Source organism: Nitrincola alkalilacustris, assembly GCF_008973755.1.
GTDB classification, from domain to species: domain Bacteria; phylum Pseudomonadota; class Gammaproteobacteria; order Pseudomonadales; family Balneatricaceae; genus Nitrincola; species Nitrincola alkalilacustris.
Window position 1 is genome coordinate 97,891 of record NZ_WBOM01000004.1, and the last position, 25,983, is coordinate 123,873.

The 25,983-nt window shown below is 50.9% G+C and carries 29 protein-coding genes and 1 tRNA gene; 16 read left to right on the forward strand and 14 right to left on the reverse strand.

The features are described 5' to 3' along the window. Nucleotides 1-188: 188 nt before the first annotated feature. The 3 genes from F7R27_RS08385 to msrA all read right to left on the reverse strand — a co-directional run bounded on the left by F7R27_RS08385 (nucleotide 189) and on the right by msrA (nucleotide 2,568). Nucleotides 189-1,187 carry an iron ABC transporter substrate-binding protein gene (locus F7R27_RS08385; RefSeq protein ID WP_151703799.1) on the reverse strand — a complete coding sequence of 333 codons (999 nt, stop codon included), beginning with the start codon at nucleotides 1,185-1,187 and terminating at the stop codon, nucleotides 189-191. 178 nt (nucleotides 1,188-1,365) lie between these two features. Further along, nucleotides 1,366-2,088, reverse strand: coding sequence for a 16S rRNA (uracil(1498)-N(3))-methyltransferase (locus tag F7R27_RS08390; RefSeq protein ID WP_151703800.1), 723 nt, complete (start codon nucleotides 2,086-2,088; stop codon nucleotides 1,366-1,368). 9 nt (nucleotides 2,089-2,097) lie between these two features. Then, on the reverse strand, nucleotides 2,098-2,568 hold the full coding sequence (gene msrA, locus F7R27_RS08395; protein WP_151703801.1) for a peptide-methionine (S)-S-oxide reductase MsrA: 471 nt from the start codon (nucleotides 2,566-2,568) through the stop codon (nucleotides 2,098-2,100). A gap of 263 nt (nucleotides 2,569-2,831) precedes the next feature. On the opposite strand from msrA, the gene F7R27_RS08400 reads away from it, so the two are divergent. From F7R27_RS08400 to F7R27_RS08420, 5 genes are all read left to right on the forward strand, one after another. Beyond that, nucleotides 2,832-3,674, forward strand: a complete 843-nt coding sequence (locus tag F7R27_RS08400; protein WP_151703802.1) for a symmetrical bis(5'-nucleosyl)-tetraphosphatase — start codon at nucleotides 2,832-2,834, stop codon at nucleotides 3,672-3,674. A gap of 8 nt (nucleotides 3,675-3,682) precedes the next feature. Continuing rightward, a complete protein-coding gene (gene glpE / locus F7R27_RS08405) occupies nucleotides 3,683-4,000 on the forward strand; it encodes a thiosulfate sulfurtransferase GlpE (protein ID WP_151703803.1) in 318 nt (105 codons plus the stop codon). After that, nucleotides 3,988-5,115, forward strand: coding sequence for a tRNA nucleotidyltransferase/poly(A) polymerase-related protein (locus F7R27_RS08410; RefSeq protein ID WP_338088395.1), 1,128 nt, complete (start codon nucleotides 3,988-3,990; stop codon nucleotides 5,113-5,115). The genes glpE and F7R27_RS08410 overlap by 13 nt, the downstream gene beginning before the upstream one ends. 12 nt (nucleotides 5,116-5,127) lie before the next feature. Continuing rightward, nucleotides 5,128-5,901, forward strand: coding sequence for a pteridine reductase (locus F7R27_RS08415; protein ID WP_240776306.1), 774 nt, complete (start codon nucleotides 5,128-5,130; stop codon nucleotides 5,899-5,901). Between the two features lie 97 nt (nucleotides 5,902-5,998). After that, the gene (locus tag F7R27_RS08420; protein WP_151703804.1) at nucleotides 5,999-6,220 is read left to right on the forward strand and encodes a hypothetical protein; all 222 of its coding nucleotides are present in this window, start codon (nucleotides 5,999-6,001) and stop codon (nucleotides 6,218-6,220) included. Between the two features lie 91 nt (nucleotides 6,221-6,311). Here the strand turns inward: F7R27_RS08420 and folK are convergent, their stop codons facing one another. Further along, on the reverse strand, nucleotides 6,312-6,821 hold the full coding sequence (gene folK / locus F7R27_RS08425) for a 2-amino-4-hydroxy-6-hydroxymethyldihydropteridine diphosphokinase (RefSeq protein WP_151703805.1): 510 nt from the start codon (nucleotides 6,819-6,821) through the stop codon (nucleotides 6,312-6,314). After that, entirely contained in the window at nucleotides 6,821-7,177 is a 357-nt protein-coding gene (folB, locus tag F7R27_RS08430) for a dihydroneopterin aldolase (protein ID WP_151703806.1), read from the reverse strand. Before folB ends, folK begins: the two co-directional genes overlap by 1 nt. Before the next feature lie 22 nt (nucleotides 7,178-7,199). Here folB and plsY point away from each other — a divergent pair, with 22 nt between their 5' ends. After that, on the forward strand, nucleotides 7,200-7,787 hold the full coding sequence (gene plsY / locus F7R27_RS08435) for a glycerol-3-phosphate 1-O-acyltransferase PlsY (protein WP_151703807.1): 588 nt from the start codon (nucleotides 7,200-7,202) through the stop codon (nucleotides 7,785-7,787). A 159-nt stretch (nucleotides 7,788-7,946) separates the two neighbouring features. Here plsY and tsaD read toward each other — a convergent pair whose 3' ends face one another. Continuing rightward, on the reverse strand, nucleotides 7,947-8,975 hold the full coding sequence (gene tsaD, locus F7R27_RS08440; RefSeq protein ID WP_151704141.1) for a tRNA (adenosine(37)-N6)-threonylcarbamoyltransferase complex transferase subunit TsaD: 1,029 nt from the start codon (nucleotides 8,973-8,975) through the stop codon (nucleotides 7,947-7,949). 210 nt (nucleotides 8,976-9,185) lie between these two features. Between tsaD and rpsU the strand changes: the two genes are divergently transcribed. The 9 genes from rpsU (at nucleotide 9,186) to repC (ending at nucleotide 17,743) form a co-directional block, all read left to right on the forward strand. Then, nucleotides 9,186-9,401: a 30S ribosomal protein S21 gene (rpsU, locus tag F7R27_RS08445; protein WP_151703808.1), complete on the forward strand. Its 216-nt coding sequence runs from the start codon at nucleotides 9,186-9,188 to the stop codon at nucleotides 9,399-9,401. A gap of 108 nt (nucleotides 9,402-9,509) precedes the next feature. Next, nucleotides 9,510-9,956, forward strand: a complete 447-nt coding sequence (locus F7R27_RS08450) for a GatB/YqeY domain-containing protein (protein ID WP_151703809.1) — start codon at nucleotides 9,510-9,512, stop codon at nucleotides 9,954-9,956. A gap of 51 nt (nucleotides 9,957-10,007) precedes the next feature. Beyond that, nucleotides 10,008-11,882, forward strand: a complete 1,875-nt coding sequence (gene dnaG, locus F7R27_RS08455; RefSeq protein WP_151703810.1) for a DNA primase — start codon at nucleotides 10,008-10,010, stop codon at nucleotides 11,880-11,882. A 265-nt stretch (nucleotides 11,883-12,147) separates the two neighbouring features. Then, entirely contained in the window at nucleotides 12,148-13,998 is a 1,851-nt protein-coding gene (gene rpoD / locus F7R27_RS08460; RefSeq protein WP_151703811.1) for an RNA polymerase sigma factor RpoD, read from the forward strand. 64 nt (nucleotides 13,999-14,062) lie between these two features. After that, nucleotides 14,063-14,139, forward strand: a tRNA-Ile gene (locus tag F7R27_RS08465). A gap of 156 nt (nucleotides 14,140-14,295) precedes the next feature. Continuing rightward, nucleotides 14,296-15,396 carry a site-specific integrase gene (locus F7R27_RS08470; RefSeq protein WP_151703812.1) on the forward strand — a complete coding sequence of 367 codons (1,101 nt, stop codon included), beginning with the start codon at nucleotides 14,296-14,298 and terminating at the stop codon, nucleotides 15,394-15,396. A 396-nt stretch (nucleotides 15,397-15,792) separates the two neighbouring features. Beyond that, a complete protein-coding gene (locus tag F7R27_RS08475; protein ID WP_151703813.1) occupies nucleotides 15,793-16,026 on the forward strand; it encodes a DNA-binding protein in 234 nt (77 codons plus the stop codon). 3 nt (nucleotides 16,027-16,029) lie between these two features. After that, on the forward strand, nucleotides 16,030-16,905 hold the full coding sequence (locus tag F7R27_RS08480; protein WP_151703814.1) for a helicase RepA family protein: 876 nt from the start codon (nucleotides 16,030-16,032) through the stop codon (nucleotides 16,903-16,905). Next, on the forward strand, nucleotides 16,889-17,743 hold the full coding sequence (repC, locus tag F7R27_RS08485) for a replication protein C, IncQ-type (protein ID WP_151703815.1): 855 nt from the start codon (nucleotides 16,889-16,891) through the stop codon (nucleotides 17,741-17,743). The genes F7R27_RS08480 and repC overlap by 17 nt, the downstream gene beginning before the upstream one ends. Nucleotides 17,744-18,282: 539 nt before the next feature. Here repC and F7R27_RS08490 read toward each other — a convergent pair. The 7 genes from F7R27_RS08490 to F7R27_RS08520 form a co-directional block, all read right to left on the reverse strand. Next, nucleotides 18,283-18,477: a hypothetical protein gene (locus F7R27_RS08490; RefSeq protein WP_151703816.1), complete on the reverse strand. Its 195-nt coding sequence runs from the start codon at nucleotides 18,475-18,477 to the stop codon at nucleotides 18,283-18,285. Continuing rightward, nucleotides 18,467-19,978: a P-type conjugative transfer protein TrbL gene (gene trbL, locus F7R27_RS08495; RefSeq protein WP_151703817.1), complete on the reverse strand. Its 1,512-nt coding sequence runs from the start codon at nucleotides 19,976-19,978 to the stop codon at nucleotides 18,467-18,469. Before trbL ends, F7R27_RS08490 begins: the two co-directional genes overlap by 11 nt. After that, nucleotides 19,975-20,181, reverse strand: a complete 207-nt coding sequence (locus tag F7R27_RS08500) for a hypothetical protein (RefSeq protein ID WP_151703818.1) — start codon at nucleotides 20,179-20,181, stop codon at nucleotides 19,975-19,977. Before F7R27_RS08500 ends, trbL begins: the two co-directional genes overlap by 4 nt. 10 nt (nucleotides 20,182-20,191) lie before the next feature. Further along, complete coding sequence (gene trbJ, locus F7R27_RS08505) at nucleotides 20,192-20,944, reverse strand: P-type conjugative transfer protein TrbJ (protein WP_168927462.1); 753 nt, start codon at nucleotides 20,942-20,944, stop codon at nucleotides 20,192-20,194. Continuing rightward, complete coding sequence (locus tag F7R27_RS08510) at nucleotides 20,941-21,162, reverse strand: TraK family protein (RefSeq protein WP_151703820.1); 222 nt, start codon at nucleotides 21,160-21,162, stop codon at nucleotides 20,941-20,943. The genes trbJ and F7R27_RS08510 overlap by 4 nt, the downstream gene beginning before the upstream one ends. Nucleotides 21,163-21,706: 544 nt before the next feature. After that, a complete protein-coding gene (locus F7R27_RS08515; protein WP_151703821.1) occupies nucleotides 21,707-22,384 on the reverse strand; it encodes a hypothetical protein in 678 nt (225 codons plus the stop codon). Next, entirely contained in the window at nucleotides 22,344-23,381 is a 1,038-nt protein-coding gene (locus F7R27_RS08520; RefSeq protein ID WP_168927463.1) for an ImmA/IrrE family metallo-endopeptidase, read from the reverse strand. Before F7R27_RS08520 ends, F7R27_RS08515 begins: the two co-directional genes overlap by 41 nt. Nucleotides 23,382-24,006: 625 nt before the next feature. Here F7R27_RS08520 and F7R27_RS08525 point away from each other — a divergent pair. Further along, nucleotides 24,007-24,555, forward strand: a complete 549-nt coding sequence (locus F7R27_RS08525) for a sce7726 family protein (protein WP_151703823.1) — start codon at nucleotides 24,007-24,009, stop codon at nucleotides 24,553-24,555. A 15-nt stretch (nucleotides 24,556-24,570) separates the two neighbouring features. Here the strand turns inward: F7R27_RS08525 and F7R27_RS08530 are convergent, their stop codons facing one another. After that, a complete protein-coding gene (locus F7R27_RS08530) occupies nucleotides 24,571-25,587 on the reverse strand; it encodes a beta family protein (protein ID WP_151703824.1) in 1,017 nt (338 codons plus the stop codon). Nucleotides 25,588-25,983 lie beyond the last annotated feature (396 nt).

Consider the following 25,983-nt stretch of genomic DNA (forward strand, 5'->3'; position numbering starts at 1 on the left):
CGACTCACTGACAAGCTCACTTACCTTTTATCAACAAGCGATGGCATCAAATCCGGATATATCAAATCCAGATGTATCACCACAAAATAAAAACACGTAAGGCCAATGTGGAGTTTCCTCCAGCATTGGCCTGCTGAATTCCACTGCCTGCATTAGATACAGGCAGATGGGCTGTCGACAGACGGCTGTTACAGCAGCTCGGCGTCGCGCAGCAGTTTAAGCGTACCTTCGAGATCTGCCAGCTGATCCAGATCAATTTCAGGTGCTATTTCCAGCAGATCGTCCAGATCGCCCAGCACTGGGTTCTGAATGATTCCGCTTACGACAGGATATTCATTAACCACTGAGGTGAAGTACTGCTGGGCAGCAGGGCTGAGCATGAACTTCACGAACTCCTGTGCAGCTTCCTGATTTTTGCTGCTCTTGAGTACAGCGATACCCGCTACGTTGATCAGGTTGCCGATATCGCCAGCTTCAAAATAAGTCTGTTTGACCGGGAACTCACTGTCTGCGGCTACAAAGCGAGGCAAATAATAATTATTTACCAATGCGAAGTCTACATCGCCATCGGCTATACCCGCAACAGCGGTGGTGTTATTGCGGAAGTAAACCGGGTCATTGGCTTTCATATCTTTCAGCCACTGCAGGGTCACATCATCACCATGCTGAACACGCATACCGGTCACAAATGCCTGGAAGCCACCGTTAGTTGGTGGAATCGCAACACGGCCCTTGTATCGCTCTTGTGTCAGATCAAATATGGATGACGGAATCTCATCTTCGCTTACACGACTGGTGGAATAAGCAATGACACGTGAACGACCGCTCAACGCTACCCAGTTACCCTTCTGGCTGGTGTATACGGCAGGCAGCCCTTCGTAAATCTCAGCGGGAAGCTCCTGCAGCATATCCTGATTGCTCAGAGCGCCCATCGCACCGGCATCCTGCCCCCAATACAGGTCAGCGGGTGAGCGTGCGCCCTCTTCCTGCACCAGAACAGCCAACTGAGCGGTATCGCCATAGCGTACATTAACCTTGATACCTGACTGCTTCTCAAACTGATCGATGATCGGCTGAACCATCGCCTCACCGCGGCCGGAGTAGAGTGTCAGACTGGATGCCGCAGCGAATGGCGCTGCAACAAGTGTACCGGCAATTGCCAGACCAGCGAGGATCTTCTTATGCATCATTCAATTCCTTGTACCAGCATGATGAATGTGTCGCCGGAGGAATTCCGACGCCAATAAAGTAAGAAGAATTATTCGCATATGGCATGTTACTGTCAATACAAACAAGTATGATTCTTATTTATTTTTTTAACCACCGTCTTTCTTTGATCTATATCATTGACACCAGACGAAACAATCACTGCAGAGGAAACAACCTGGCCAGTACAACCGGGATCGCTGTCTCGACCCTCAGGATGCGGCTGCCCAGTGATATCGGCTGAAAGCCTGACTCGGCCAGTTTTTCCACCTCATAGGTGATAAAACCACCCTCTGGGCCAACAGCCAGTGTGGTTGGCGTCAGCTCTGCCATCGGGCACGGCTGAGCATGATAGGGGTGAGCCACAAGCGCACGCGTATTCTGTGCAATAGCTGGCAGCTCATCTTCCACAAAGGGTTTGAAGCGCTTGCGCAGGTGCACCTCCGGCATGATGGTATCGCCCGCCTGCTCCAGCCCCAGCAGCAACTGCTCCCGAATCGCTTCAGGCTGCAGCAGTGGAGTCGACCAGTAACTTTTATCCACGCGGTAAGAGTTGATCAGCCAGACATGCTTTACCCCCATGGCAGCAACTGTCTGGAGTGTACGCTTCATCATCTTGGGACGTGGCAAGGCCAGAATCAGCGTCACCGGCAAGCGCTCAGGAGCCTTCTGCAGCGTATCCAGCGCCATCTGCAGCAGCACCTGCCGGTCATCCATCTGCAATACTTGCGCTACACCGACCTCCCCTCCCAGCACACCCATTCGCAGAGTATCGCCGGGGTTGGCCTTATGTACGGAGCGGATATGTTCAAAACGCCTGTCGGTCAGACAGACGCGCCCCTCTTCACCCAGCTCGGCGGGGTCTATCAGTATCAGATTCATCAGCAGGAATCAGATACGGCAACTGCCGCCACCTTTTTTGGCGAAGTACTGTTGATGATACTCCTCAGCCCTCCAGAAGGTCGCTGCCGGGACAATTTCAGTCACAATCGGTGAAGGCAGCACACCACTGTCATCCAGCGCTTTACGACTTTGCTCCGCAACGCTCTTCTGCATCTCGTCATGAAAGAAGATCGCAGACCGGTACTGAGTCCCGACATCCGGCCCCTGACGGTTTCGCGTCGTCGGGTTATGACACTGCCAGAACACGTTCAGCAACTGCTCATAATCGACCTGCTCGGGATCATATTCGACCTGTACCACTTCAGCATGCAGTGTATTACCCGCACAAACCTCCTGATAGGTCGGCTGATCCTTATTGCCCCCCATATATCCGACTGCCGTGGACAGCACCCCCTGTACTTCAGCAAAGGTGGATTCCACACCCCAGAAGCATCCGGCAGCAAAGGTCGCAATAGCCATTTTAAACTCCATTATCTGTTGAGCACCGCATACTGTCTGCACATGAGGCTGGCGACACGATACTCTGTTATCTGTTTCTGATCAGCGCTGATCATGACCTGTAGAGCCCTCAGGCTCAAGTGTTTCATACGTGCTGCCGGATCAACGGGATCTCCTGCCCTTGTTCCGGCATCGTGAACTCTTTGGCCAATTAAGCTATGATTCGTTTAATAAATTTAATAATGTGCCCGACCCGTTTGATAGGCGCAATGAGATAAGGGCAGATGGCAACTTACGCAATCGGTGATATACAGGGCTGTTATGATGAGCTCATGGGTTTGCTGGGGCAGATAGGCTTCAGCGATACAGACTCCTTATGGCTCGCTGGTGACCTGGTAAATCGTGGCCCTCAATCCTTACGAGTGCTGCGTTTCATCAAGAACCTTGGTGACCGTGCGACGGTGGTGCTGGGCAATCATGATCTGCATCTGCTTGCATTGCACTATGGTGCGACTCTCGACAAACGCAACAGTACACTACAGCCGATTCTGCAAGCGGATGACCGTGAAGAGTTGATGGACTGGCTGCGCCACAGACCCATGCTGGTTGATAACCCCGAGCTGGGTTATGTGATGACTCATGCTGGCATTCCACATATTTGGTCACTGCATAAAGCAAAAAAGCGCGCCGATGAGGTGGAAACAATTCTGCAAAGCCACCTCGCGGGTGAGTTTTTTCGACATATGTATGGCAATAAGCCGGATCAGTGGAACAAAAAAATCGAGGGCTGGTCGCGCCTGAGACTGATCACCAACTACTTTACCCGCATGCGCTTTATCACAAAGGAGGGCCGCCTTGAGTTTTCGGGCAATGGCGGCCTGGGCAGTGCACCCAAAGGCTTTATTCCCTGGTATCTGGCACAACGGGAGGAGCTGCTGGAGCGCACGCAGCTTTTCGGCCACTGGGCAGCCCTTGGCGAGATTCAGCATGATGGCGTTATTGCTCTGGATACCGGTTGTGTATGGGGTAATAAGCTGACCGCTTTCAGACTGGAAGATGGCGCCCTGTTCAGCCAGAGTTGCGATGCCTATTCCCGTAAACCCAAAACACCAATACCCGTTAACTGAGGAACATCATGCCTGCCTATCGTTGCATCTCAACACAGGAAGCAGCCGCACTCATCGAGCAGGGTGCCCAGATCGCAGATATCCGCGATCAGCAAAGCTACCAATTCGGCCATATCACTAATGCCAGGCATCTCAGTAATGACAACCTGGATCAGTTTCTGACCCAGAGCCCACGCGATACCCCCATGATTGTCTGCTGCTATCACGGTAACAGCAGCAGACCTGCTGCCGAATACCTGGCCTCTCAGGGTTTTGCCGATGTGTATAGTCTGGATGGCGGCTATGAAGCCTGGCGTCAGGATTTTCCGGCATTGTGCAGCGTTTGATGCAGATCTATCTGGTGGGTGGTGCCGTCAGAGACGAAATGCTCGGGCTGGCAGTCAAGGATCGGGACTGGGTAGTGGTCGGTGCCAGTGCTGATGAGCTTCTGGCGCTGGGCTATCGTCCTGTTGGTCGGGATTTTCCCGTCTTTATCAGACCCGATACCGGCGAGGAGTATGCACTGGCCAGAACCGAGCGCAAATCGGGTCATGGATATGCCGGCTTCCAGTTTCACGCCTCACCCGATGTCACTTTGGAAGATGATCTGGCGCGACGGGATCTGACCATCAACGCGATGGCGCGATCTGCCCAGGGCGAACTGATAGACCCTTATGGTGGCCAGAGGGATATTGCGGCACGCAAACTCCGCCATGTCTCCGACGCTTTTTCCGAGGACCCTCTGCGTGTACTGCGCGTGGCGCGATTTGCTGCTCGATTTGCCCCCCTGGGGTTTGACGTCGCTGACGAGACCCTGGAGCTGATGCGCCAGATAAGCCAGAGCGGAGAGCTGGAGCACCTCACCACAGAGCGTGTCTGGCAGGAGTTTGAGCGAGCACTTGCAACGCCCCAGCCTCTGGTTTTTCTTGAGGTACTGAAACAGGCAGAGGCCCTTACCCGGCTCCTGCCGGAGTTCGCACAACTGGACCTGGGGCTGACTGCACCTGCGCTTAATAGACTCAAGGCTCTCGATACCTCACCCGAGAGCTGCTTTGCGCTCCTGTGTGAATTGACGCTGGCAACGGGCACTGACCCGCGAGCCCAGCAGATTATACAGATGGCTGAGCGATTAAAGGCCCCCAATCGCTTTCGTGATCTGGCGGTACAGTTCTGCAACTGGCATGAAACACTCTATCGACTTGAGCAGGTTGACGCAGCCAAAAGGCTGGAGATGATTCTTTCTCTCAGGCTGTTGAAAAAAAACAGTCATCTGTCTGCACTGTTACACCTGACTCAGGCACGACACCCCGATTTTGATCTGCAATTATCCATCAGACTGCAGGATCTGCTGCTGAGGCTTGAGCGTATCTCGACACAGGACCTGATGCGTGCCGGCTTCTCTGGCAAGGCTCTTGGACAGGCAATTGAGGCCGAACAACTCAAATATTGCAGCATTTTTTAACCGGAGTGTGACGTGCTGGATAACCAATCATCTTTACCTGAACCATCCTTGTCCGAACCACCTGTCGCCCTGATCACCGGCGCGGCTCAGAGGATCGGCGCCTGTATCGCCAGAAGCCTGCACCAGCAAGGATATGACCTGCTGATTCACTATCGCCAGTCGGCGACTGAAGCTCATGCGCTGGCCGATGAGTTGAACAGGATACGCCCTCACAGCTGCAGATACCTGCAGGCAGATCTGACTGATATGAACGAGGTGGAGCATTTATGTGGAGAGGTGATTGAGCTTGGACGCCTGGATCTGCTGATCAATAATGCATCATCCTTCTACCCAACCCCGGTTGAACAGGTCACACAGGCTGCCTGGAACGATCTGATCAACTCTAATCTGCGCGCCGCTTTTTTTATCAGCACTCGGCTCAGTCAATTAATCACAGTGCGCAAGGGCGCCATTATCAACCTGGTCGATATTCATGCCCAGCGCGGACTCAAAGGCTACCCGATCTACTCCATCGCCAAAGCCGGCCTGTTGATGATGACCCAAAGTCTGGCCAAAGAGCTGGCCCCCGCTGTGCGCGTCAATGGCATATCACCCGGTCCGATCCTTTGGCCAGAAGCCGAAGCGGCATTGTCACCTGAACAACAGCAGGAGGTCGTCAGCAAAACCCTGCTGCAACGCTGCGGCACACCCCAGGATATCGCCGACGCTGTACTCTTCCTGAGCAGCGCAAGCTACATCACTGGACAGATACTCAATGTCGATGGTGGAAAGTCTCTGTTTTCATAGCGTCCTTGCTCAACCCTTTTCTTTTTACCTTTAGTCGAGCGCTTTACCTTATACTCAATCTACAGACACCCAACGTGTCATGGTTAAGGAGAACAAGATGAGTGCATTAAAAGCCGCTGGACTGATTCTGATAGTACTGGGGGTCGTTGGATTGGCTTATGGCAGCTTCAGCTTCACCAAGGAAACACATGAAGCCAACCTTGGCCCGATCTCCCTTTCCGTACAGGAAAAAGAGACAATCAATGTGCCAGTCTGGGCAGGTATAGGATCGATTGCAGTCGGCACCTTCATGCTACTGGCTGGCAGCAGGAGACGCTGAAAGCAGAAAAGGGGTCCAGAAAAGGGGTCCAGCAGAAAAGGGGTCAGGTACATTTAATGCTGCGCATTAAATGTACCTGACCCCTTTTCTTTTAGCTTTTTGAGATTATTTTTCCCTGCCATTTGAAATCGACCGTCCAGAGTTTCTGATCACGGTCGTAATCCTGCCACAGGCTGGCATAGGTCCTGCCACATTCCGGGTGCAGCTCATCAGGTGCTATCTCGGCGAGTGGCAGGAGTACAAATGCATTTTTCAGCACTTCATCGCGCGGTAGCTGAATCTTGCCAAACCGCCCTACACAATCATCGTAGGTCAAGATGTCTATATCCAGTGTACGAGCACTGAATCGTGGACCGCTGCGCTCTCGACCATTGCGATCTTCAATCGATTTGAGTACCAGCGACAAGGCGTCTATGGAAAGATCTGTATCAATGCCCACGACCAGATTATAGAAGACGTCGCCGTCGAAACCGACCGCTTCGCTTTCATAAACGGATGACAGTTCAAGTGCACCAAACTGCTCACTCAGAGCATCCAGCGCCACACTGACGTAATGTTCACGATCAACATTGCTGCCAAGGCTCAGATACACTCTTGCCATCAGATGCGCTCTCCTCGCTCGATAATCACGCCCACATCCTTGGCACCACGAATCGCACCCGGCTTACCCAGGCGCAGACGCAACCAGGGTACGGAGAACTCATCCAGCACCAGCTGTGCTATCTCTTCGGCCATGGTTTCGACCAGCAGGAACTCGCTTTCGCTGATAAAGGAGATCAGGCGCTTGGAGACACTTTTGTAGTTCAGTGTGTTCTCGATATCTTCAGTTGCTGCTGCAGCACGAATATCGGTGCCCATCTCCAGATCAAGACTGACCGTCTGGCGCACCTGACGTTCCCAGTCATAGATCCCGATTATCGTTTCCACTTGCAGCTCGCGTATGTAAACTAGATCCATCATCTATCCTGTGATTATGCTTATGCCAATCAATAGCCTGCTGGAACCGGCACTGATCAGCGTTGCTTATCTGCTCGGTTCAATACCGACCGCTCTGTTGGTGTGCCACTCTATGGGGATCGCGGACCCTCGTCAACAGGGTTCCGGCAACCCCGGAACCAGCAATGTACTGCGTATCGGCAACCGTGTCGCAGCTGCCCTGACCCTCGCCGGTGACCTGGGCAAGGGCATTCTGGCAATCTGGCTGGCACAACTGGCAAATCTCACACCCGGTGTTACGGGACTGTGCGCACTGGCGGTCGTACTGGGTCACCTGTTCCCTATGCTGGGCGCCTTTCGTGGCGGAAAGGGTGTCGCGACAACACTTGGCTGTACCCTGATGCTGAGCTGGCCCGTGTTTATTTTACAGGTACTGACCTGGCTGACTATCGTCACAATGACACGAACCGCATCCATTGCGTCACTATGCATGGCGCTGATCACACTACCGGGCATCTATCTGATGGCTCCGGAGCTACTCAGCCCGATGGCATTGATCGCCCTGCTGCTGATTGCCCGCCACAGCCCCAACATCCGTAATCTGATCAGCGGTAAAGAGCGCCGTTTCTGAGTCCAACAGGTTGGGAATAAGAGCCTATCCCGGAGGTCTTGGGTGAGTGTATGCCGCAGGGATGCGGCATTCAAGCCTACAGGGATGTATACACGGCGTCTCACACAAGGCATCCGGGATAGGTCCGCATATACAAAAATTGGCACTGAAATCACACAATCAGATACTTGCCAAGGTATCCATGGGCCAGCGCGGTTTGGCCAGAATCGTAAGATCACTACTCTGCCCCGCCATTAAACGCTGACAACCCGCATAGGCAATCATCGCTCCATTATCGGTACAGAAACGTGGGCGTGCATAGAAAAGCCCTGCACGCTCCTTCTCCACAGCGTCGCCGAGTTTTTCCCGCAACCGCTGATTGGCACTCACGCCACCTGCAATCACCAGTTGCTTCAAACCGGTCTGCTGCAGCGCACGCCGACATTTAATTGCCAGCGTATCCACAACTGCCTCCTCAAACGCCGCTGCGATATCCGCCCGCGTCTGATCATCAATCCTACCCTGCTCATCGCGATGAGCGTTCGCCGTGTTAAGCGTAAAGGTCTTCAGGCCAGAAAAGCTGAAGTCCAGCCCTGGCCGATCTGTCATGGGGCGCGGGAAGGTGAAGCGCTGACGATCGCCCTGAACAGCCAGCTTTGCGATCAGAGGGCCACCGGGATAATCAAGACCCAGCATCTTGGCCGCCTTATCGAAGGCCTCACCAGCAGCATCATCCAGCGATTCACCCAGCAAGTGGTACTGCCCGATATCTGTCACCTTGACCAGCTGCGTATGCCCACCGGATACCAGCAGTGCCACGAAAGGAAAGGCCGGGGGGTTATCCTCCAGCATCGGCGCCAACAGATGCCCCTCCATATGATGCACACCGATCGCAGGAATATTCAGACCCAGCGCCAGCGCACGAGCGGTGGACGCACCCACCATCAGCGCACCGATCAGCCCGGGGCCTGCCGTGTAGGCAATGGCATCAACATCAGGCATCGTCAGGTCTGCCTTGTGCAGCACCTCGCGAATCAGCGGCAGCAGTTTACGAATATGGTCCCGCGAAGCCAGCTCCGGCACGACGCCACCGTACTCCGCATGCATCTTCACCTGACTGTACAGCGCATCCGACAACAGCCCTTTCTCACTGTCATACAGCGCTACACCTGTTTCGTCACAGGAGGTTTCTATCCCCAATACTCGCATTTTCATCACTCTTAATGTTCATTTCCGACCCCTGTTTCTTTTACAGCAGCGGCAGAGCAGACTATTATCCTTTATGAATGTAGAGATTTCGAGCTTTCTTTCTTTACTTCAGGCCCTGTGGTCAGTAAAATTTCGTGCCTTGATCGGACAACCCCTTTTCAGGAGGCGTCGGATCATACAAAACCCCATTAATTGCAAGGTAGGATTTAGATGCCAGCTGTAAAAGTTAAAGACAACGAGCCGTTTGACGTTGCCCTGCGTCGCTTCAAGCGTTCATGCGAAAAAGCCGGTGTTCTGGCTGAAGTACGTCGTCGTGAGTGCTACGAAAAACCCACAACCGTTCGCAAGCGTAAAGCAGCGGCTGCGGTTAAGCGTCACGCTAAAAAACTGTCACGTGAACAGTCTCGTCGCGTACGTCTTTACTGAGATCCATTCATTTCGAATGTGATCAACTGCAAACTTTGTTTGAGTAGAATACGTAATCGTTGATACAGCGACCATTCAGGCGCTCGATCACTCATACGGGAAGCTATCATGTCTGATCTGAAAGCACAGATTACAGAACAGATGAAAGATGCCATGAGGGCAAAGGACAAAGTCCGCCTCGGCACTATTCGCATGATGCTGTCAGAACTGAACCGTATCGAGATAGACGAGAGAATAACACTGGATGATGCACGCGTTATCGTCACGCTGGACAAGATGTTAAAGCAGCGTCGCGAGTCGATTGCCCAGTATCAGGCGGCTGAGCGCCCTGAACTGGCAGACAAGGAGCAGCAGGAGTCGGAGGTGATTAAAACTTTCCTGCCGCAGCCTCTCAGTGATAGTGAGATAAAAGAGATAGTCGATCAAGCCATCGCCGACACGGGCGCAAGCTCGATGCAGGCAATGGGACAGGTAATGGCCCTGGTCAGACCTCAGATTCAGGGGCGCGCCGATATGGGAGCCGTCTCCGCTCAGATCAAAGAGCGGTTGCAGTAAAGCGCTTCAGCCCTTACCCTGCTCTCGCTGCAATGATACAGCGGAGACATCATGGCCGGACGCATACCACAGCACTTCATCGACGACCTACTGGCACGCGTCAATATCCTTGACGTAGTGGAGAGTCGCGTCAAAATCAAGCGTAGCGGCAAAAACTACGCAGGCCTGTGTCCATTCCATCAAGAGAAGTCACCCTCCTTCACCGTTGCACCAGACAAACAGCTTTATTACTGTTTCGGCTGCGGCGCCGGCGGAAATGCCATCGGCTTTATCATGGAGTATGAGCGCCTTTCATTTCCCGAAGCGATCGAAGAACTGGCCAAGCTCGCCGGTGTTGAAGTCCCGCGAGAAGAGAGCCATAACAGCGATAATCAGCACGAAGAGCGCCTGAAACAACAGTACCAGCTACTGGAACGCGCCAACCTGTTTTTCCAGCAGCAGCTACGCACCCATACTGATCGACAGCGCGCCGTCGACTACCTCAAGGGTCGAGGGCTGTCAGGCAAGATCGCCAGCCGCTTTCAGATAGGCTTCGCCCCGCCTGGCTGGGACAACCTGCTCAAGGATTACTACGACCTGAGCGAAGCAGCCCAGAAACTGGAGCAGATCGGCCTGGTGATCCACAACGAAGAGCGCGAGCGTTATTACGACCGCTTCCGTGATCGCATCATGTTCCCTATCCGGGATATGCGCGGTCGTGTCATCGCCTTTGGCGGACGTGTCCTGACGGATGAAAAACCCAAATACCTGAACTCGCCCGAAACCGATACCTTCCACAAAGGCCGCGAGCTGTATGGCCTGTACGAGGCCCGCCAGCATACACGCAGCCTGACCCGCCTGCTGATTGTGGAGGGCTATATGGACGTGGTAGGGCTGGCTCAACACGGCATCACCTGGTCCGTTGCCACCCTGGGCACCGCCACTTCCGGCCAGCATCTGTCGCGCCTGTTCAAGCTGGTTCCGGAACTGATCTTCTGTTTTGATGGCGATCAGGCGGGTCGCACAGCTGCTGCGCGCGCATTGGAAGTGGCATTGCCGATCATCAAGGACGGCATGGAGGTGCGATTCCTGTTCCTCCCGGAAGGAGAAGACCCAGACACCCTGATCAGACAGGAGGGCCAGGAGGGGTTTGAGGCGCGCGTGAACGAGGCCCTGCCACTGAGCGAGTTCTTCTTCCGCCTGCACGGCGAAGATGCCGACCTGAGCAGCATGGATGGACGTGCCCGTTTTGCCACTCACGCACTGCCGAAAATCCAGTCGATGCAGCCTAGCCTGTTGCGCGAAATGATGGTTGAACGCATTTGCGAAATCACCGGCCTGTCGCACGATCAGCTCAACAGTGTCATCAACCTTCACCAGAGCACACAGAGCGCCTCTTCGCCTCAGACCCATGAGTACTACTCAGGCACATCCACTGGCTCACCCTCTGCAGCAGCCTCTACACAGGCTCCAGCAGCACCAGTTCGCTACCAGCAGGTCAGACCAACCACCCAGACCGAGGGTAATCGACGCAGCCTGGTCAACAGTGCCATATCCATCCTGCTGCACTATCCACAACTGGCAACAGATGCTGCCGACCCCAGCATGCTGGAAAAGCTCGATGAGCCCAATGCGGGTTTACTGGCAGCACTGATCCGCTACTTCAACTCAGCACCCAATCTTTCTCTTGGCACCCTGCTGGTTGACTGGCAGCAATCCGCCGAACTCAGCGCATCACTGGTGACGCTGAACGAAATCTCGCACCTTGATCCGGTGGTTGGGGATATCAACCCTGCGCAGTTGCTTAGCGATGCTTTTCAACGCCTGCTGCAACGTGCAGATGAAGGCAAACTCGATCAGCTCTTGAAAAAGTCACGCCAGTCCCCATTAACTCAGGACGAGAAGCAGCAATTGCAACAACTACTGATGGCCAGGCACCAGAAATAGACCGAACACTGAAATATTTTTTTAACCTGATTTGGCAAACCCAATATGTTGGACTATCTTTAAGTAGCCGACAGGCAAGCCCTTGACTTCACTGAATTAGCAGAACTCATACGGCTCACATCCAACTCGAATTAATCAGGTTTATTACAATTTATGAGTGTTTCGTCCATATTCTCATCTGTTCAGTTCAGCTTACAGACGCTATAATGTTGCGCTTCATTTTTCTGCTTTCCAGTCATCTCACAGCATTCACCGCAGGGGCTCTATGTCAGATACTTCCCAACAGCAGTCTCGCCTGAAGGAACTTATTGCCCGAGGCAAAGAGCAGGGTTACCTCACTTACGCTGAGGTCAATGACCATCTGCCCGAAGATATTGCCGATCCGGATCAGGTCGAAGATATCATCCGCATGATCAACGACATGGGTATCAGTGTTTCCGAGGAAGCACCGGATGCCGAAACCCTCCTGATGACCGAGGGTGATAATGTCGATGAAGCGGATGATGAAGCCGTTGCCGCACTGGCTGCCGTTGAATCCGACGCCGGTCGCACAACCGACCCTGTGCGCATGTATATGCGTGAAATGGGCACCGTTGAGCTGCTGACCCGCGAAGGAGAAATCGAAATCGCCAAACGGATCGAAGAAGGCATCCGCGAAGTGATGATGGCACTGTCTACCTTCCCCGGCAGTGTTGATGTGGTACTGGATGCTTACAACTCCACCCTGCTCGAAGAGGGTCGCCTGAGTGATATCTTCAGCGGCTATATTGACCCGGATTCCTATGTCCCTGTCGAAGAGGTCGATGTCATTGAGATCGACGATGAAGATGACGATACCGACAGCGATGATGACGACGATGAAGATGGCGACAGCAGCGATGACGCCGATGATGAGCGCGATCGCGGCCCGGATCCCGAAGAGGCCAAGCAGCGCTTTGGCCTGCTGCAGCAATCTCTGGATGAGTTCCTGGCAGCCCGTGAAGCCTATGGCGAAGGCAGTCCACAGGTAAAAGCAGCAATAGAAACACTGGCAGTATCCTTTGCGCCGATCAAACTGTCTCCACGCTTTTACGACCTGCTGGTGACACGCGTGCGTGACTATATCGATCGCATTCGGGCACAGGAGCGCAACATCATGCGCATCTGCACCCAGCGCTCGGGCATGCCTCGCAAGGATTTCATCAAGGGCTTCCCCGGCAATGAAACCAACCCTGAATGGTTTGAATCTGTCGCTGCTGGTAATGCCTCTTATGCCAAGAACGTCGCAGCCAACCTGATGGATCTGAAACGCGCACAGCGTAAACTGATCCAGATCGAGAATGATGTCGGCATCAAGCTGCAGGACATCAAAGAAGTCAACCGCCGCATGTCGATCGGCGAAGCGCGCGCACGTCGTGCCAAGAAAGAGATGGTCGAGGCCAACTTGCGCCTGGTTATCTCCATCGCCAAAAAATACACCAACCGCGGCCTGCAGTTCCTCGACCTGATCCAGGAAGGCAATATCGGCCTGATGAAAGCCGTGGACAAGTTCGAATACCGTCGCGGTTACAAGTTCTCGACCTATGCCACCTGGTGGATACGTCAGGCGATCACGCGCTCTATCGCTGACCAGGCCCGCACTATCCGTATACCGGTACACATGATCGAGACGATCAACAAACTGAACCGCATCTCACGCCAGATGCTGCAGGAGATGGGCCGCGAACCCACCCCTGAAGAGCTGGCTGAGCGCATGGATATGCCGGAAGACAAGATCCGCAAGGTACTGAAGATCGCAAAAGAACCGATCTCCATGGAAACCCCGATCGGCGACGACGAAGACTCAAGCCTCGGCGACTTTATCGAAGACGTGGTAATGACCTCCCCGGTCGACACCGCTACCGGTGAAGGTCTGCGCGAAGCCACTCGCAGTGTTTTGTCTGGCCTGACGGCACGTGAAGCCAAAGTACTGCGCATGCGCTTCGGTATCGATATGAACACCGACCACACTCTGGAAGAGGTCGGCAAGCAGTTTGACGTCACGCGTGAGCGTATTCGTCAGATCGAAGCCAAGGCTCTGCGCAAACTGCGTCACCCAAGCCGCTCCGATCATCTGCGCAGTTTCCTGGATGAATAAATCCGAGTAGTTTCAGACTATTGCGCCAATGACTACAGATCTGTATTATTGGCGCTCGTTTTTCGGGCCTATAGCTCAGTTGGTCAGAGCAGCGGACTCATAATCCGTTGGTCCCAGGTTCAAGTCCTGGTGGGCCCACCATTTCAAGCTTAAAAAATACTTAAAAATCAGAACATTAAAGATTGATAAGTATTTTCCGCTACACCTGATGACCTCACGGATTTCCTAACGGTACAATTTCGGTACACTGACAAAGTGCAACGGTACAGTCAGGTACAAGGAAAGTGAGGAAATAGCATGGCTACAATTGTCAGAACAGAGTCCAAAACCTGGAAAGCCCTCATCCGCAAAAAAGGCTTCCCAACGACTGTAAAAACCTTCAGAACAAAACGCGATGCCGAAGATTGGGCACGACGTACTGAAGATGAAATGGTTCGTGGCGTTTATATTCAACGCGCACCTGCCGAACGAATGCTTTTCAGCGACGCCCTTGATCGCTATATCAAAGAAATATCTTCCAAGAAGCGCGAGCGGACTCAAAAAGCTGAATTAACCAGGGTACCACCACTCAAAGCTTACTTCGGTAAATACTCCTTAGCGGCAATCACTCCAGAACTCATTGCAAAGTATCGTGACCAACGACTCTCTGGCCATGATCGCCTTGATAAGGACGGCAAACCCAAACCCCGCTCAAGTAATACGGTTCGTTTGGAGTTAGCGCTGCTTGGCCACCTCTTCAACATCGCTATTAAAGAATGGGGTATTGGACTCACTTACAACCCGGAAACCAATGTTGACCGCCCTGCTCCTGGTCCAGGTCGAAATCGGCGCATTACTCAAGATGAAGAGATACGCCTCCTCAAGGCCGTAGACGACTTTTCCAACCCAATGCTAGGCTGGATTGTCAGAATCGCCATAGAGACAGGAATGCGCTCGTCTGAGATCACAACCTTGACATTGGGACAGGTCAATCTGAAAAAACGAATTGTCACGCTGCTAGAAACCAAAAACACCATGCCAAGAACAGTGCCGTTAACTCGCGCTGCTGTCGAACAGTTTCAGATGGCCATAGACAATCCCGTTCGCCCGCCCGATACCAACTTGATCTTCTTTGGTGAACCCGGTCGTGACGGACAGCGAAGACCCTACACATTCAACAAAGTCTGGATGAATATCAAAGAAAGTGTTGGCATGAAAGACCTACGCTTTCATGACCTCCGCCACGAAGCAGTTAGTCGCTTTGTTGAAGGTGGCCTAAGTGACCAGCAGGTTGCGGCTATTAGTGGGCATAAGTCTATGCAGATGCTACGGCGCTATACGCATTTGCGAACTGAGGACTTAGTGGACCAGCTGGACGCCATTGAGCAGAAGCGTTCACAAGCCGCTCAAAAAACATAACTGCGAACGGCATGAAATTTTTCCTGACACAAAACAGGATACGTTGAGGCCGCCAGGCCGAATAAGTTGCAGCATTCGGAACGGCCCCAGTTTACTGGCGGTCTGACGAATGCCTATCCTGCCCGCAACAATGACCGCGCCAAGCTGCACTCCCAGCATTTCTTCGCAATGAAAGAGGATAATTTACTGTGGTTTAGAATATTTATGAATATTCTTCTCACGATTCATAACTTTAAGGCATTGAGTGCGCTTATTGTGCGGCTCAATGCGATTGCAGTGCGGCTATAGTGCAGTAAATCCATATTTTTCAAGATCTTACGATATATCGTAAGTATACAAACCAGCCCGAAATTCATAACCTTCGTAAGGCAAGCATCAATTACGGAGGATTACACAATGACTATCGAGGACTCCCTTCTCGACCGTTTTGGCCCACTACTGAGCCTTCCCCAACTGGCAACTATTCTTGACCGCTCACCAGACGGTCTGCGCATAAGCCTGCGTACAAACAACCCCTGGGCAACAGAGATCAACCAGGCAAAGCTGAAAGTCGGTCGGCGTGTCTATTTCCGCACTTCGCAAATTGCCGAACTGCTGGACAGTGACCGGCTCTGCGGTGATAGGGGGTGAGGCATGGCGATTGATCTGATGTGGGCTTTTGAGAATGAACCGCCACCCTTGGACTTCATCTGGCCCGGCTTTCTCGCGGGCACCGTGGGCGCGTTGGTAGCACCTGGCGCGACAGGCAAGAGCTATTGGGCTCTGGAAGCGGCAATGTGTATTGCATGCAGTGTTGCTGGCGGCGACGTTCTGAAACTCAACCCATCCAAAACGGGACGAGTAATCTATCTCGCAGGCGAAGATCCAGAAGTGGTTTTGCTTCGGCGGAGCCATGCCATTGGAAAGCATTTGGGTCATTCCGCCAGAGTATCCATAGCTGAGAACCTGGTACTGGAATCGATAATGGGCAAGGGGCTCAACATCATGGATCAGCGCCATATGCAGTGGATGCTGGGCTTCTGTAATGGGGCGCGCATAATCGTCATCGACACTCTGAGCCGTGTTCATCATCTTGATGAAAACAGCAATGGTGATATGGCCCAACTGGTGTCACGCCTGGAACAGATTGCCTATCTCACTGGCGCTTCAGTGCTCTACCTGCACCATGTAAACAAGAACAGTGCCCGAGAGGGCCAAACCGGACAGCAGCAAGCGGCCCGAGGTGCGTCAGCCTTAATTGACAACGCTCGCTGGTGCGGCTTTGTCGAGCGGATGACGGAGGATAAAGCCGAGCTTCTGAGTGATCGCACCTTTGATCGTCGCCCAATCGGTAACGATCGGCGTAAATATTTCTTGCGGTTCGGTTCCAGCAAAATCAATTACGGTGAAGATCTTGATGATCGTTGGTACGAGCGCCAAGCAGAAGGCGTGTTGATACCAGTCGAGCTAGTCCCTGCAAAACAAGAAAACGCCAAAAAGGGGCGGGCTACGAATGTCTACACTGGCTGAAAACCTCACTCGCGTTGAATATGCCCGCTGTGACCCGGCTTTATGGCTTGTTTCATTGTTTCGTACCATGTATCGCGGTCGCCGCCCTGGCGGCCTTACAATCGAACATGAGCACAAAGAGCTTAAGCTGAAATTCAATGTGTGGCGGGCACTGGATGCCCGCGATCAATCTGTCTTGCTGGCAACGATCGCATTGGCAGGCGTGCTAGACAGGCAGGAGTTACATGCAGGCATTCGTCATTGCAGAGCACAGCAGCTTTGGCAACGGCTGCAACCCGAAGATCTGGCGCTAATGGATCAGGCTATAGTGGTCAAAACGACCCGCTACGCGCTGTTGCAGGCCGCAGGCATGGCAGCCGGCAAGGCCGAATACAATCGCCTGGAGGACTGTCTGGAGCGCCTTAGCATGGTGGGCTGCCGTGCCCGTAAAGACGGCTACGACTGGTCAATGCGCTTGCTGTCCTATGCGGAGACGCCCGAGGGTCAGCTACATATCGCCTTGAATTCCCGCCTTGCCGAGGCGCTGTCAGGGCATCATGTCTATGTGTCGCTGGTTGAGCGCCGGGCATTGCTTAGTGATGCCGCCCAGCTCACCCATGCGTGGCTGTCGGCATGGCTTAGGCAGGGAGCCAGCAACAGTATCCGGCTTGACCGGCTGGCTGAAAAGGTCTGGGGGCCGCCCAGCAAGTCTGTTGCCACCAATCGCAAACGCAGAGAACGAATCGGCAAAGCGCTGGATGATATCGGCAAACTGCATGGCTGGCAGGTACTGATCGAGGGCCGGGGAGCTACTGCGAAAGCGACCATCAAACGCCCACGGTCAGTCGAGCGCGAGTAGTACCGTATCAACGGTCACGCTCTACCGTATTAACAGTCACGTTTTACCGTATTAACGGTCACGTCTAGGCTTCCAAAAAATCGCTGGAAAGCCCGCCAATACTGGCTTTCCGCGACCTCGCCAAAATCCGTACTAGTAGTTACTAAGAACTACTACCTGCGCGGCACAGCCCGCGCCTGGAAGGCGCGGGCTGGCCTTGCTGATTGAACGCCAAAAAGAAGGCCTTCACCCCCGCCCGCTCCGAGCCCCGATGACTGCCCGGCCTATTTCGGGGGCTGGTGAAACGGCACTGAAAGCACACCCGTGGCCATAAGAATAATCAGAATATTATTCTTCTTATTATTATGGATGGGCTGACCATACTGATTTCGACGTCAAGGCAAGCACTCCTTTCCCTTTTTGGCGTTAAAACGCCGGGTAGCGCCCGGCACAGTCAGTACTGGTGATGAGACTTTTCAGCCAGGGGGGGGCGATTATACGTAGGGGGGGTCCGATTATGCGTACCGCCCCTACGCGACAGGTAACTTTAATGGCAACGGTCAGGCATCAAGATTGCCGTTACGATCTTGGGGTTCTGGCCGCCACGAAACGGCTTTCATGATGAAGGGATAGCATACCGGCAGCATCAGCCAGGCAATCCATGACCCGGTGATGACGAAGCCGACCAGCAAAAGCACTATTCCCAACCAGGCTAGCAGATACCAAACAGGAGCTTGCGGGCGTTCATTGATCATCGTTCAGTCTCCGTGCAGGTGACATGTAGGGCTGCTGTGAGCCGTCATGCTCGCTACTTGCCGGTTCAAAGGGGGGGCGATTATGCGTGGCTTGGGGGGTCTGATTATGCGTACTACCGCCGTCAGTAGAAGAAGCGCCTCGGATAGTGCCGCTCATGGCACCGGTCTGGCCGCTGTTCTGCTGGCCATCCGTATGTGCTGGCTCGCCACCTTCCGACATGCCGAGCCGTTCAGCCCGAAGCTTCTGCGCCATCGAGCCACCGAAGGAACCATGACTGGCGTTGTAGTCACCCATGATCTTGCCCCCCAGGGTTTCACCTGCCGCTTTCGTCAGATTCTTCATGGTCTGACCGGCGTGGGCCATGCGCCCAGCCCCCGATGTAACACCAGCCGCCGATGAACCATTACCTGGCATGGGAAGCGGCCCTGTTCCAGCACTTGGTGCACTACCACCGCCTGGCGAACCAGCAGTTGGAACACCCAGGAAGGAACTGCCGCCCGGTGATCCACCGGCTGGAGCTGCTGCTGAGGCAAACGCTCCACTGCCACCGAGCTGCTCACCCGCCAGCTTTGAAGCCTCACGTACGGCCATAGCGCCGCCCGCCGCGCCTACAGCAGCCCCTACAGCAACAGACCCGGCAGCCCTTGCCATACCGCCTACAGTCGGCGTTGCACTGCCGAGAGAAGCCCCGTTGATGATTCCCTGCACCGCGTCAGGAATCATCTTCACCAGAATGGCCATCATCAAAAGCACACCAATGATGGCGAGAATGGCACGGAACGACTCGTGATCCTGATTCACCGCCCACTGGTGGATAAACTGCTCACCCGCGCCGATGACCAGGAACATGACATAGAGCTTGGCACCGATGCTGATAGTGTAAGTGATGTATTTTTTGGCGTAATCAACCGTCCACTGAGAGCCACCAAAGCCTAACAAGACGATTCCCGCTGCTGTCACCACATACATTTCAGCCAATACAAAAAAAGCGTAGGCAGCAATTAGCGTATATAGGATCACAACCGGCAGCGCCAGAATGGTGTAAGCAATCCTGCTCAAGCCACTGCCTGCTGAAATAATATCGCCACCAAGGGTAAATCCGCGCTCCAGGATTTCCGGCACACTCAGGCTCAAGCTGGTACTGGTTGCCTGACCACCGATCCATATCCAACCCTTGATCATGGTTTCCGCCAACTGCTGGCCACCCTGGATCAGAAACAGGAAGAACCCAGTGAAGATCACCAACCTGACGAACTCAGCCACGAACTCGCCCAAATCTGCATTTCGCAACACCATCTGACTTGCTGACCAGGTATAGGAAATTACCGCAAGCGATAGCAGCAGCCAGGTCGCTACTTGCTGCAGCGGGGCGTACCACAAAGCTACAGAGTCTCGGAAACCCTCTTGAAGCTCGCGGACTATATCGCCATCAGCAGCGGCGACAGGCCCGCTGAGCAGCGCCAGGCCAGCATAGAGCAATGGATATAGCCAAGATCTCATTGCCCATCCTCCCCGGCTCCTGAGCCGAACAGATCATCACTGGTGATAGGACGCTGCGAAGATGGCTGGCTTTCACGCGGAGCAGTAGCCCGCTCCCAGGCGGCATCTTCTTCCGCCTTGCCGGTCTGCCACAAGGCCGCTGCGGTTGCGATAGTCGCCATCAGCCCAACAATCACAATCACAATTTTGGTATTGGTATTCATTTCTCACTCCTCAAAACAGGTCATTGGCCTGGATGGGCTGCTGGGTATCAGGGTTGTTATCACGCGGCGCAACTGCACGATGCCAGGCAGAATCGTCCTCTGCTTGCCGATCCACCTGACCACCTACATGGCTGGCCTGTAGCTGAATTTGAGCCATTTGGAGCTGCCGGAGCTTTTGGAGCTGTTCCACCTGCATGGCAGCGATAGAGCCCCCCGCCTGGAGCAGTTGCTTAGTACCGGCCGCGCTTTCCATTTGCGCTTCGATGGTGCGAAGCGCAGAGTCTTCCCGGTCGAATTGCTGAGCCTGGAGACCAGCCGCCCGGAGTGCCCCACGTACGCTGTCATGGTTAGATTGAGACCAATCTAGGTACCGCTCTGCCAATTCATCATGGGTGCCTTGCTGGCGTTTCGAGTAGTATTCGAAGTCGCGGTATTCTCGCTGATAGTCTTCGTCGATCTGCCCAGAGCTATAAGCCACAGCCCGGCCAGTGGACACGATACTGGCCAGCGCCTGTAGATCCGCCAACGCTTGTTGTTTGATTTGGTTGGGCAGGTTGCGGAAGTTCTCATACATAATTTCATACTGCCGAATTTGATAGGCCAGGTTTTCCGCTTCCTTAATGGCTATATCCAGCAACTCAGCATTATTAAGTAACTGAGTTACTTCCGTGGCTCCACCTGTTAAGCCTCCACCACCAGAATATACTGGTAATGATACAACCAGGGTTCCAATCAATATAAACACGGTGATTTTTTTCTTCATTGATCGCATCCTCTTATAAATCTCCTGACATACAACGCAAACTGGTTGTAGTTGATTTTTATTTCTCCATTAGTATGCAAAACTCTCCACACATCCACAGCTGTATAACCCTGATCTAAAGCTATTTTGATTTGGTCAATATTTTTCAGGAAAGCTACTTTTCCATTAGTGGGTGGCTTATTAAGTCTAGCAATACGAAGTTCTTCTATAAGCTCCATAGGCAATCTCCTCTTATCAAGCTATAAAATGATACCCTTGCAACAAACAGAGAACACTTACGATATATCGTAACCAACTGTTTTAATTTGGAGGTTTTAGTTCTTATCGCACAATAAGCGCACTGCAACCGCACTTTCCCGCACAATAGCCGCACTACAACTGAAACTTGTCATTAAGGGGATTAAAATTAAGATATTTATTAATAAATATTCTAAGAAATTATAGAATCCAGAATAAATATGCTTTCGAAGCGGCATAAAGCGGTATCATGCGATGGATTAGGAGGGCAGGATAGGTATTTGCTATACCGCCGCAAACGTTGGTATGGCAAATCCATGAATTTACTCGCCCTGACGGGCTCAACAATCCTACTTACAAAGGAAGCAACTACCGCTGCCAATACAGCAAGTTAAATATTAGGTTATCAAAGTTTGGAACTTTTTTTCAGGAATAAGCAACAGAAGGAAACGACTAAAGCCCGGCTAAAAATGCATTAAATGCATATCACAATATAAAAATTAAATATATCCAAAACGAAAACAACTACTTGGGTAAAACATATTTCCCAAAAGTATCAACATGAAGACTATTCATAAAACTAAAGAGAGCATCAAACACCTCATTCAATTCATTTTTACTAGTTCTTCCAAATGCAATACTCAAAGACATGTCTACATCTTTTCTTGCTCTAACTTTAGAAGAAACCAAATCAAAATCTGAAGATTTTAAAATGATAAACATTGCTTCTTCCATGCTTATCATTCTTGCCCAAAGCGAATCAACTAAAGCCATTCCTTCAATCTTTGATAGCGCCACGAAAGCTCTCTTATCACCACTAAGCAATGAGTCATCACTCGACTCATACAGTGCAGCGAATAATATTGCTTCACCGGTATCAATATCGGGTCTATTAAGCTCTAAAATTGGGTTGGCAGACTCAGCAATAATTTCCACTTCTAATGCGTTTTCAACCAATAACCTTGCCTGCTCCACTGACTCCGGAGAACCGAGCTTTTCCAAGGCCTTTTTATCATCCTTAAGCTTCAGTTGAAACTTCAGTTGAGGTAGCACTAAAAGGTCATCTAAGCCACACTTTAGAGCGCCAGTGAGCTCATCTAGCAACTGGTATTGACAAATTTTCTTTGCAACATCACTGTCTAGGAGGTACAAATCAACTACCTTAATATCCTTGAACTGATAAGATGTATTCTTTACTTTCATCACCAAGCCGTGAAAGGTCTGAATTTAAGTAAAATCTTTCCTTCAACACTTCAACTGCACTAACACGCTGCTCTATAAAGTTTAGAGCCTGACTTGCTCGAATCCAGTCATCATGCTCCTTGGCGTAAGAAACTATTAAGTGTCCAGCATCTATACCCATCTGTGCCCCGATTCCAATTGCAGTGGCAGCGAGTACTGCTGATGAGGTCTGTCGAGGAATAAGATCAGTAACGTCAATATTTCCATTTCGCAAAATATTAAGTGCAAAAAGATCAGCCTCTATTTCCTGCCTATCTTTACGAATAGTCGCACTACCCTCCAATCCTTCGCTAATCCCTGAAACCTCTTCATCTATTAAAGCGCCATTGTTTTCAAGATGACCACAAACAATGTGAGCTAACTCATGAGCTAGTACGAACAACTGTTTTGCATATTGGGAGTAGTTAAAACCAAGGAGTATTACCGGTCGACCATCAACCATTACCGCCATCCCAGTCATACGCTTTGTATTTCTAGGCATTTCCTTCAAAAATAAGACAGGTATACCAGACAACCAGCAGAAATCTAGTAATCCTTCATAATCCACGCAATTTTTACCTGATAATTGGAGTATATTTTCATATAAGAGCTTTGGATTACACGAAAGTGGTTTGTATGGAACCTGAGAAGTTATAACAGCTATGCGAGCTGCAGCGACTCCTAGGTTTGCAGCCACATTTAACTCATTAACATTTGTATCAATTCTACGCTTAAAATTAGTATGGGTCTTATTTGATTGAGGTTGAATACACAAAACTCCATCTTGACCGAATTTAACATCGAGGCCTAAACGTTGCTGGAGAATCAGTGCGAACTGTAGAGCCCCTGCGCTTGTTTTCAGCAGACTATTATCCCACCACTCCGGCAAGAAACGCGTAACAAAAGAGCGCGGGTAACCCGCTGCTTGAAGAGATTGAAAAGCTGCTTTAACTGTTATCGGAGTCTTTGAATCACGCATAATATACTCCTTTAACCTCTCAGCCCCTATCATACATCCGTAGTCTTACACTCACACCATAACGAACAATGAGCAATGCAACGATCTGAACTACACACTACACACTACTCACTACTCACTACTCACTACTCACTACTCACTACTGTATCAAACACCAGCAAACGCATGTATAAGAGCATGTTATTATTAACCCGGCCGTAATTTATGTTAGGTCGATACACGAAGCCATTGAGCTTCGAGGTCATCTAAAGCACATGTAAATCGCGGCTTACTAAATATGGTCAAGCACCCCAGGCTTCAAGTTCAAGAAAAGCTCTTGGACTCCTAAATTGCTCAACAAAGGTCTTACTGAGCTTCTCTGGCTAATCATAGATTGTTTTTTATGCAGCTGTGATTCATGCAACCCTACTAGACTGGCTCGTGAATCACTTGCTGCACAATATTTTTTCTTAAAGCAGCACTACAGCTCATCACTTACATAGGGCATTGGTCTGACTTTACTCAACTGCCTTATTGTAGCATATTTGACGCACTTAGAATGTAAAAAATTCACTTTTTCAAGGTTTAGACGAGACGAGCATGGCTCAAAGATGGCAAAATAAAGCTCGTTCCGAGAGACCCAGATATGCGCGAAACCGAAATCAAGCAAGCACTTACTCAACACCTAGGAGCATCGTCTCCCGGTGTATCTACTGTATTTTTAGAAGAGCTTTCCTTGAGCGGAGGAGAGGTGCGTGCCGATTTGGTCAGAGTTGAGGATATGCATTGTTTCGAGATCAAAAGCGCGGGCGACTCCCTCAAGCGCCTTGTAGGACAGGGATCCAGATATGCCAGAGTTTTCGATCACATCACCCTCGTCACGGCGGCAAAACACTTAGAAAAAGCAAGGCCAATGCTACCTGCATGGTGGGGAATCATTGTAATACCTGAATCCCAAGGTAAACCATTCAAACAAATTAGGAAAGCACGTGCAAACAAAAGGCATGAACCAGAGGTTTTAGCTACACTGCTAAATCGAGAAGAAGCGCTTAGCATCCTTAATGATAAGGGTATAACCAGAGGATTCAAAAGCAAAAGTCTCTATGTTATTCAAGCCAAGGTAGCGGAAGTCCTTAGTCTTAGCGAGTTAAGAATAAATGTACAAAAATGTCTACTTTCTAGAAACAATAGATAAGGTACTATTCAAGAATCAATACTGCTCTTTAAGAACGTATGCTATATGGTGACTCCATGCTTCTGTTATATGATAGTGGCCACACTTCTTATTCTTAACAGGGATGTTTGCATCCGCACGGTCCGCAATCAAATCATCGCCAAACGAATATCCACGCCCCTTGAAATCTGAAGAGTAGTTATTCACAAGAATCGTAGAAATTGCAATAGAATCTTGCGTAGTCTTTCCATCAGCCCTCAAAACAAGCCAATCGTTATCACGCGTATATCGTATAGCGATTCGGTTACTACGCAATTGTTTTATGTCTTCAGTCCAGCCTGGAGCCAATATACCGTAATCTCCATAGCCTATAGCTTTATCAATCCTTCCTGAGACAACAGTCCAAAAATCCCAATCCCGCCGCCTAAAAGTTGCCACACCAGTTTTAATTGACGCAAGACTTTCTGGATAAGCTCCTGATATAAGATGCAAGCTTAATGCGTCAAAGTTCATTAATGATTGAATAGATGTAGAAAATAAATCCACATCCTCCTCACTCCAAGAGAGAGGGCTAACTCCTAAATCAACAATAATTTTATAAGAGATATTCGATTGTTTTAAAACTTTAACTGCTCGTTTAACTAGGACTACATCATTATCATTAATTAGTAGAGAGTCCTTCCGCAATCTAATTACAATATATGAGACTTTAGTTACAGTACTCAATAGTTTAGAATCCATAGCAATTATATCAGCTGGACTAAACACCGGTCTTACAGGCATAGATTTTTGAATTGAATTATTTAAAAAAAACAACAATTCATGACTACGACTTGAAGTTAATTTACCTGAAGGGTTGGCATAGTCCACAAGAGTCTCATGTGGCCAAACTGTGTTTAAGTTTAATAGTATATTTTTATGCTGATCTGAATCACGCACTTCGATACAAGGCAGCAGTCGCGACTTTATAGTACTGTCTACTTTTTCAAGCGCTTTTTGTTCCCAGCGCTGCCATTTTATAACCGGAATATAGGTAAAAATCGAACTAACCACGCGTCCCTCCTTGGTATTATCTACCGTTCAAATACAACACTAACTACTTGAACATACTATCGATCTACTTTGCATATAGTAACAAACATTAACATAGCGACTCGCATCGGTACAGTACTGGTACATCCATAAGCTTGCTCACCTTACCCAAAAATACGCTAACTTACTGTCACCAAAGTACTTTCCCTTACGCTCAACTATACCAATATACCATTGATTTATAAAGACTTATGGTTTAATATTCAAACTCATAATCCGTTGGTCCCAGGTTCAAGTCCTGGTGGGCCCACCATTTCAAATCAGTAAATTTAAAGTACTGTCAGCTCATGGAGCTGATGTTGCCTATCCCCTCTACACACCAAAGCTTGCAAAATCATCTCACCGGAACCATTTCGA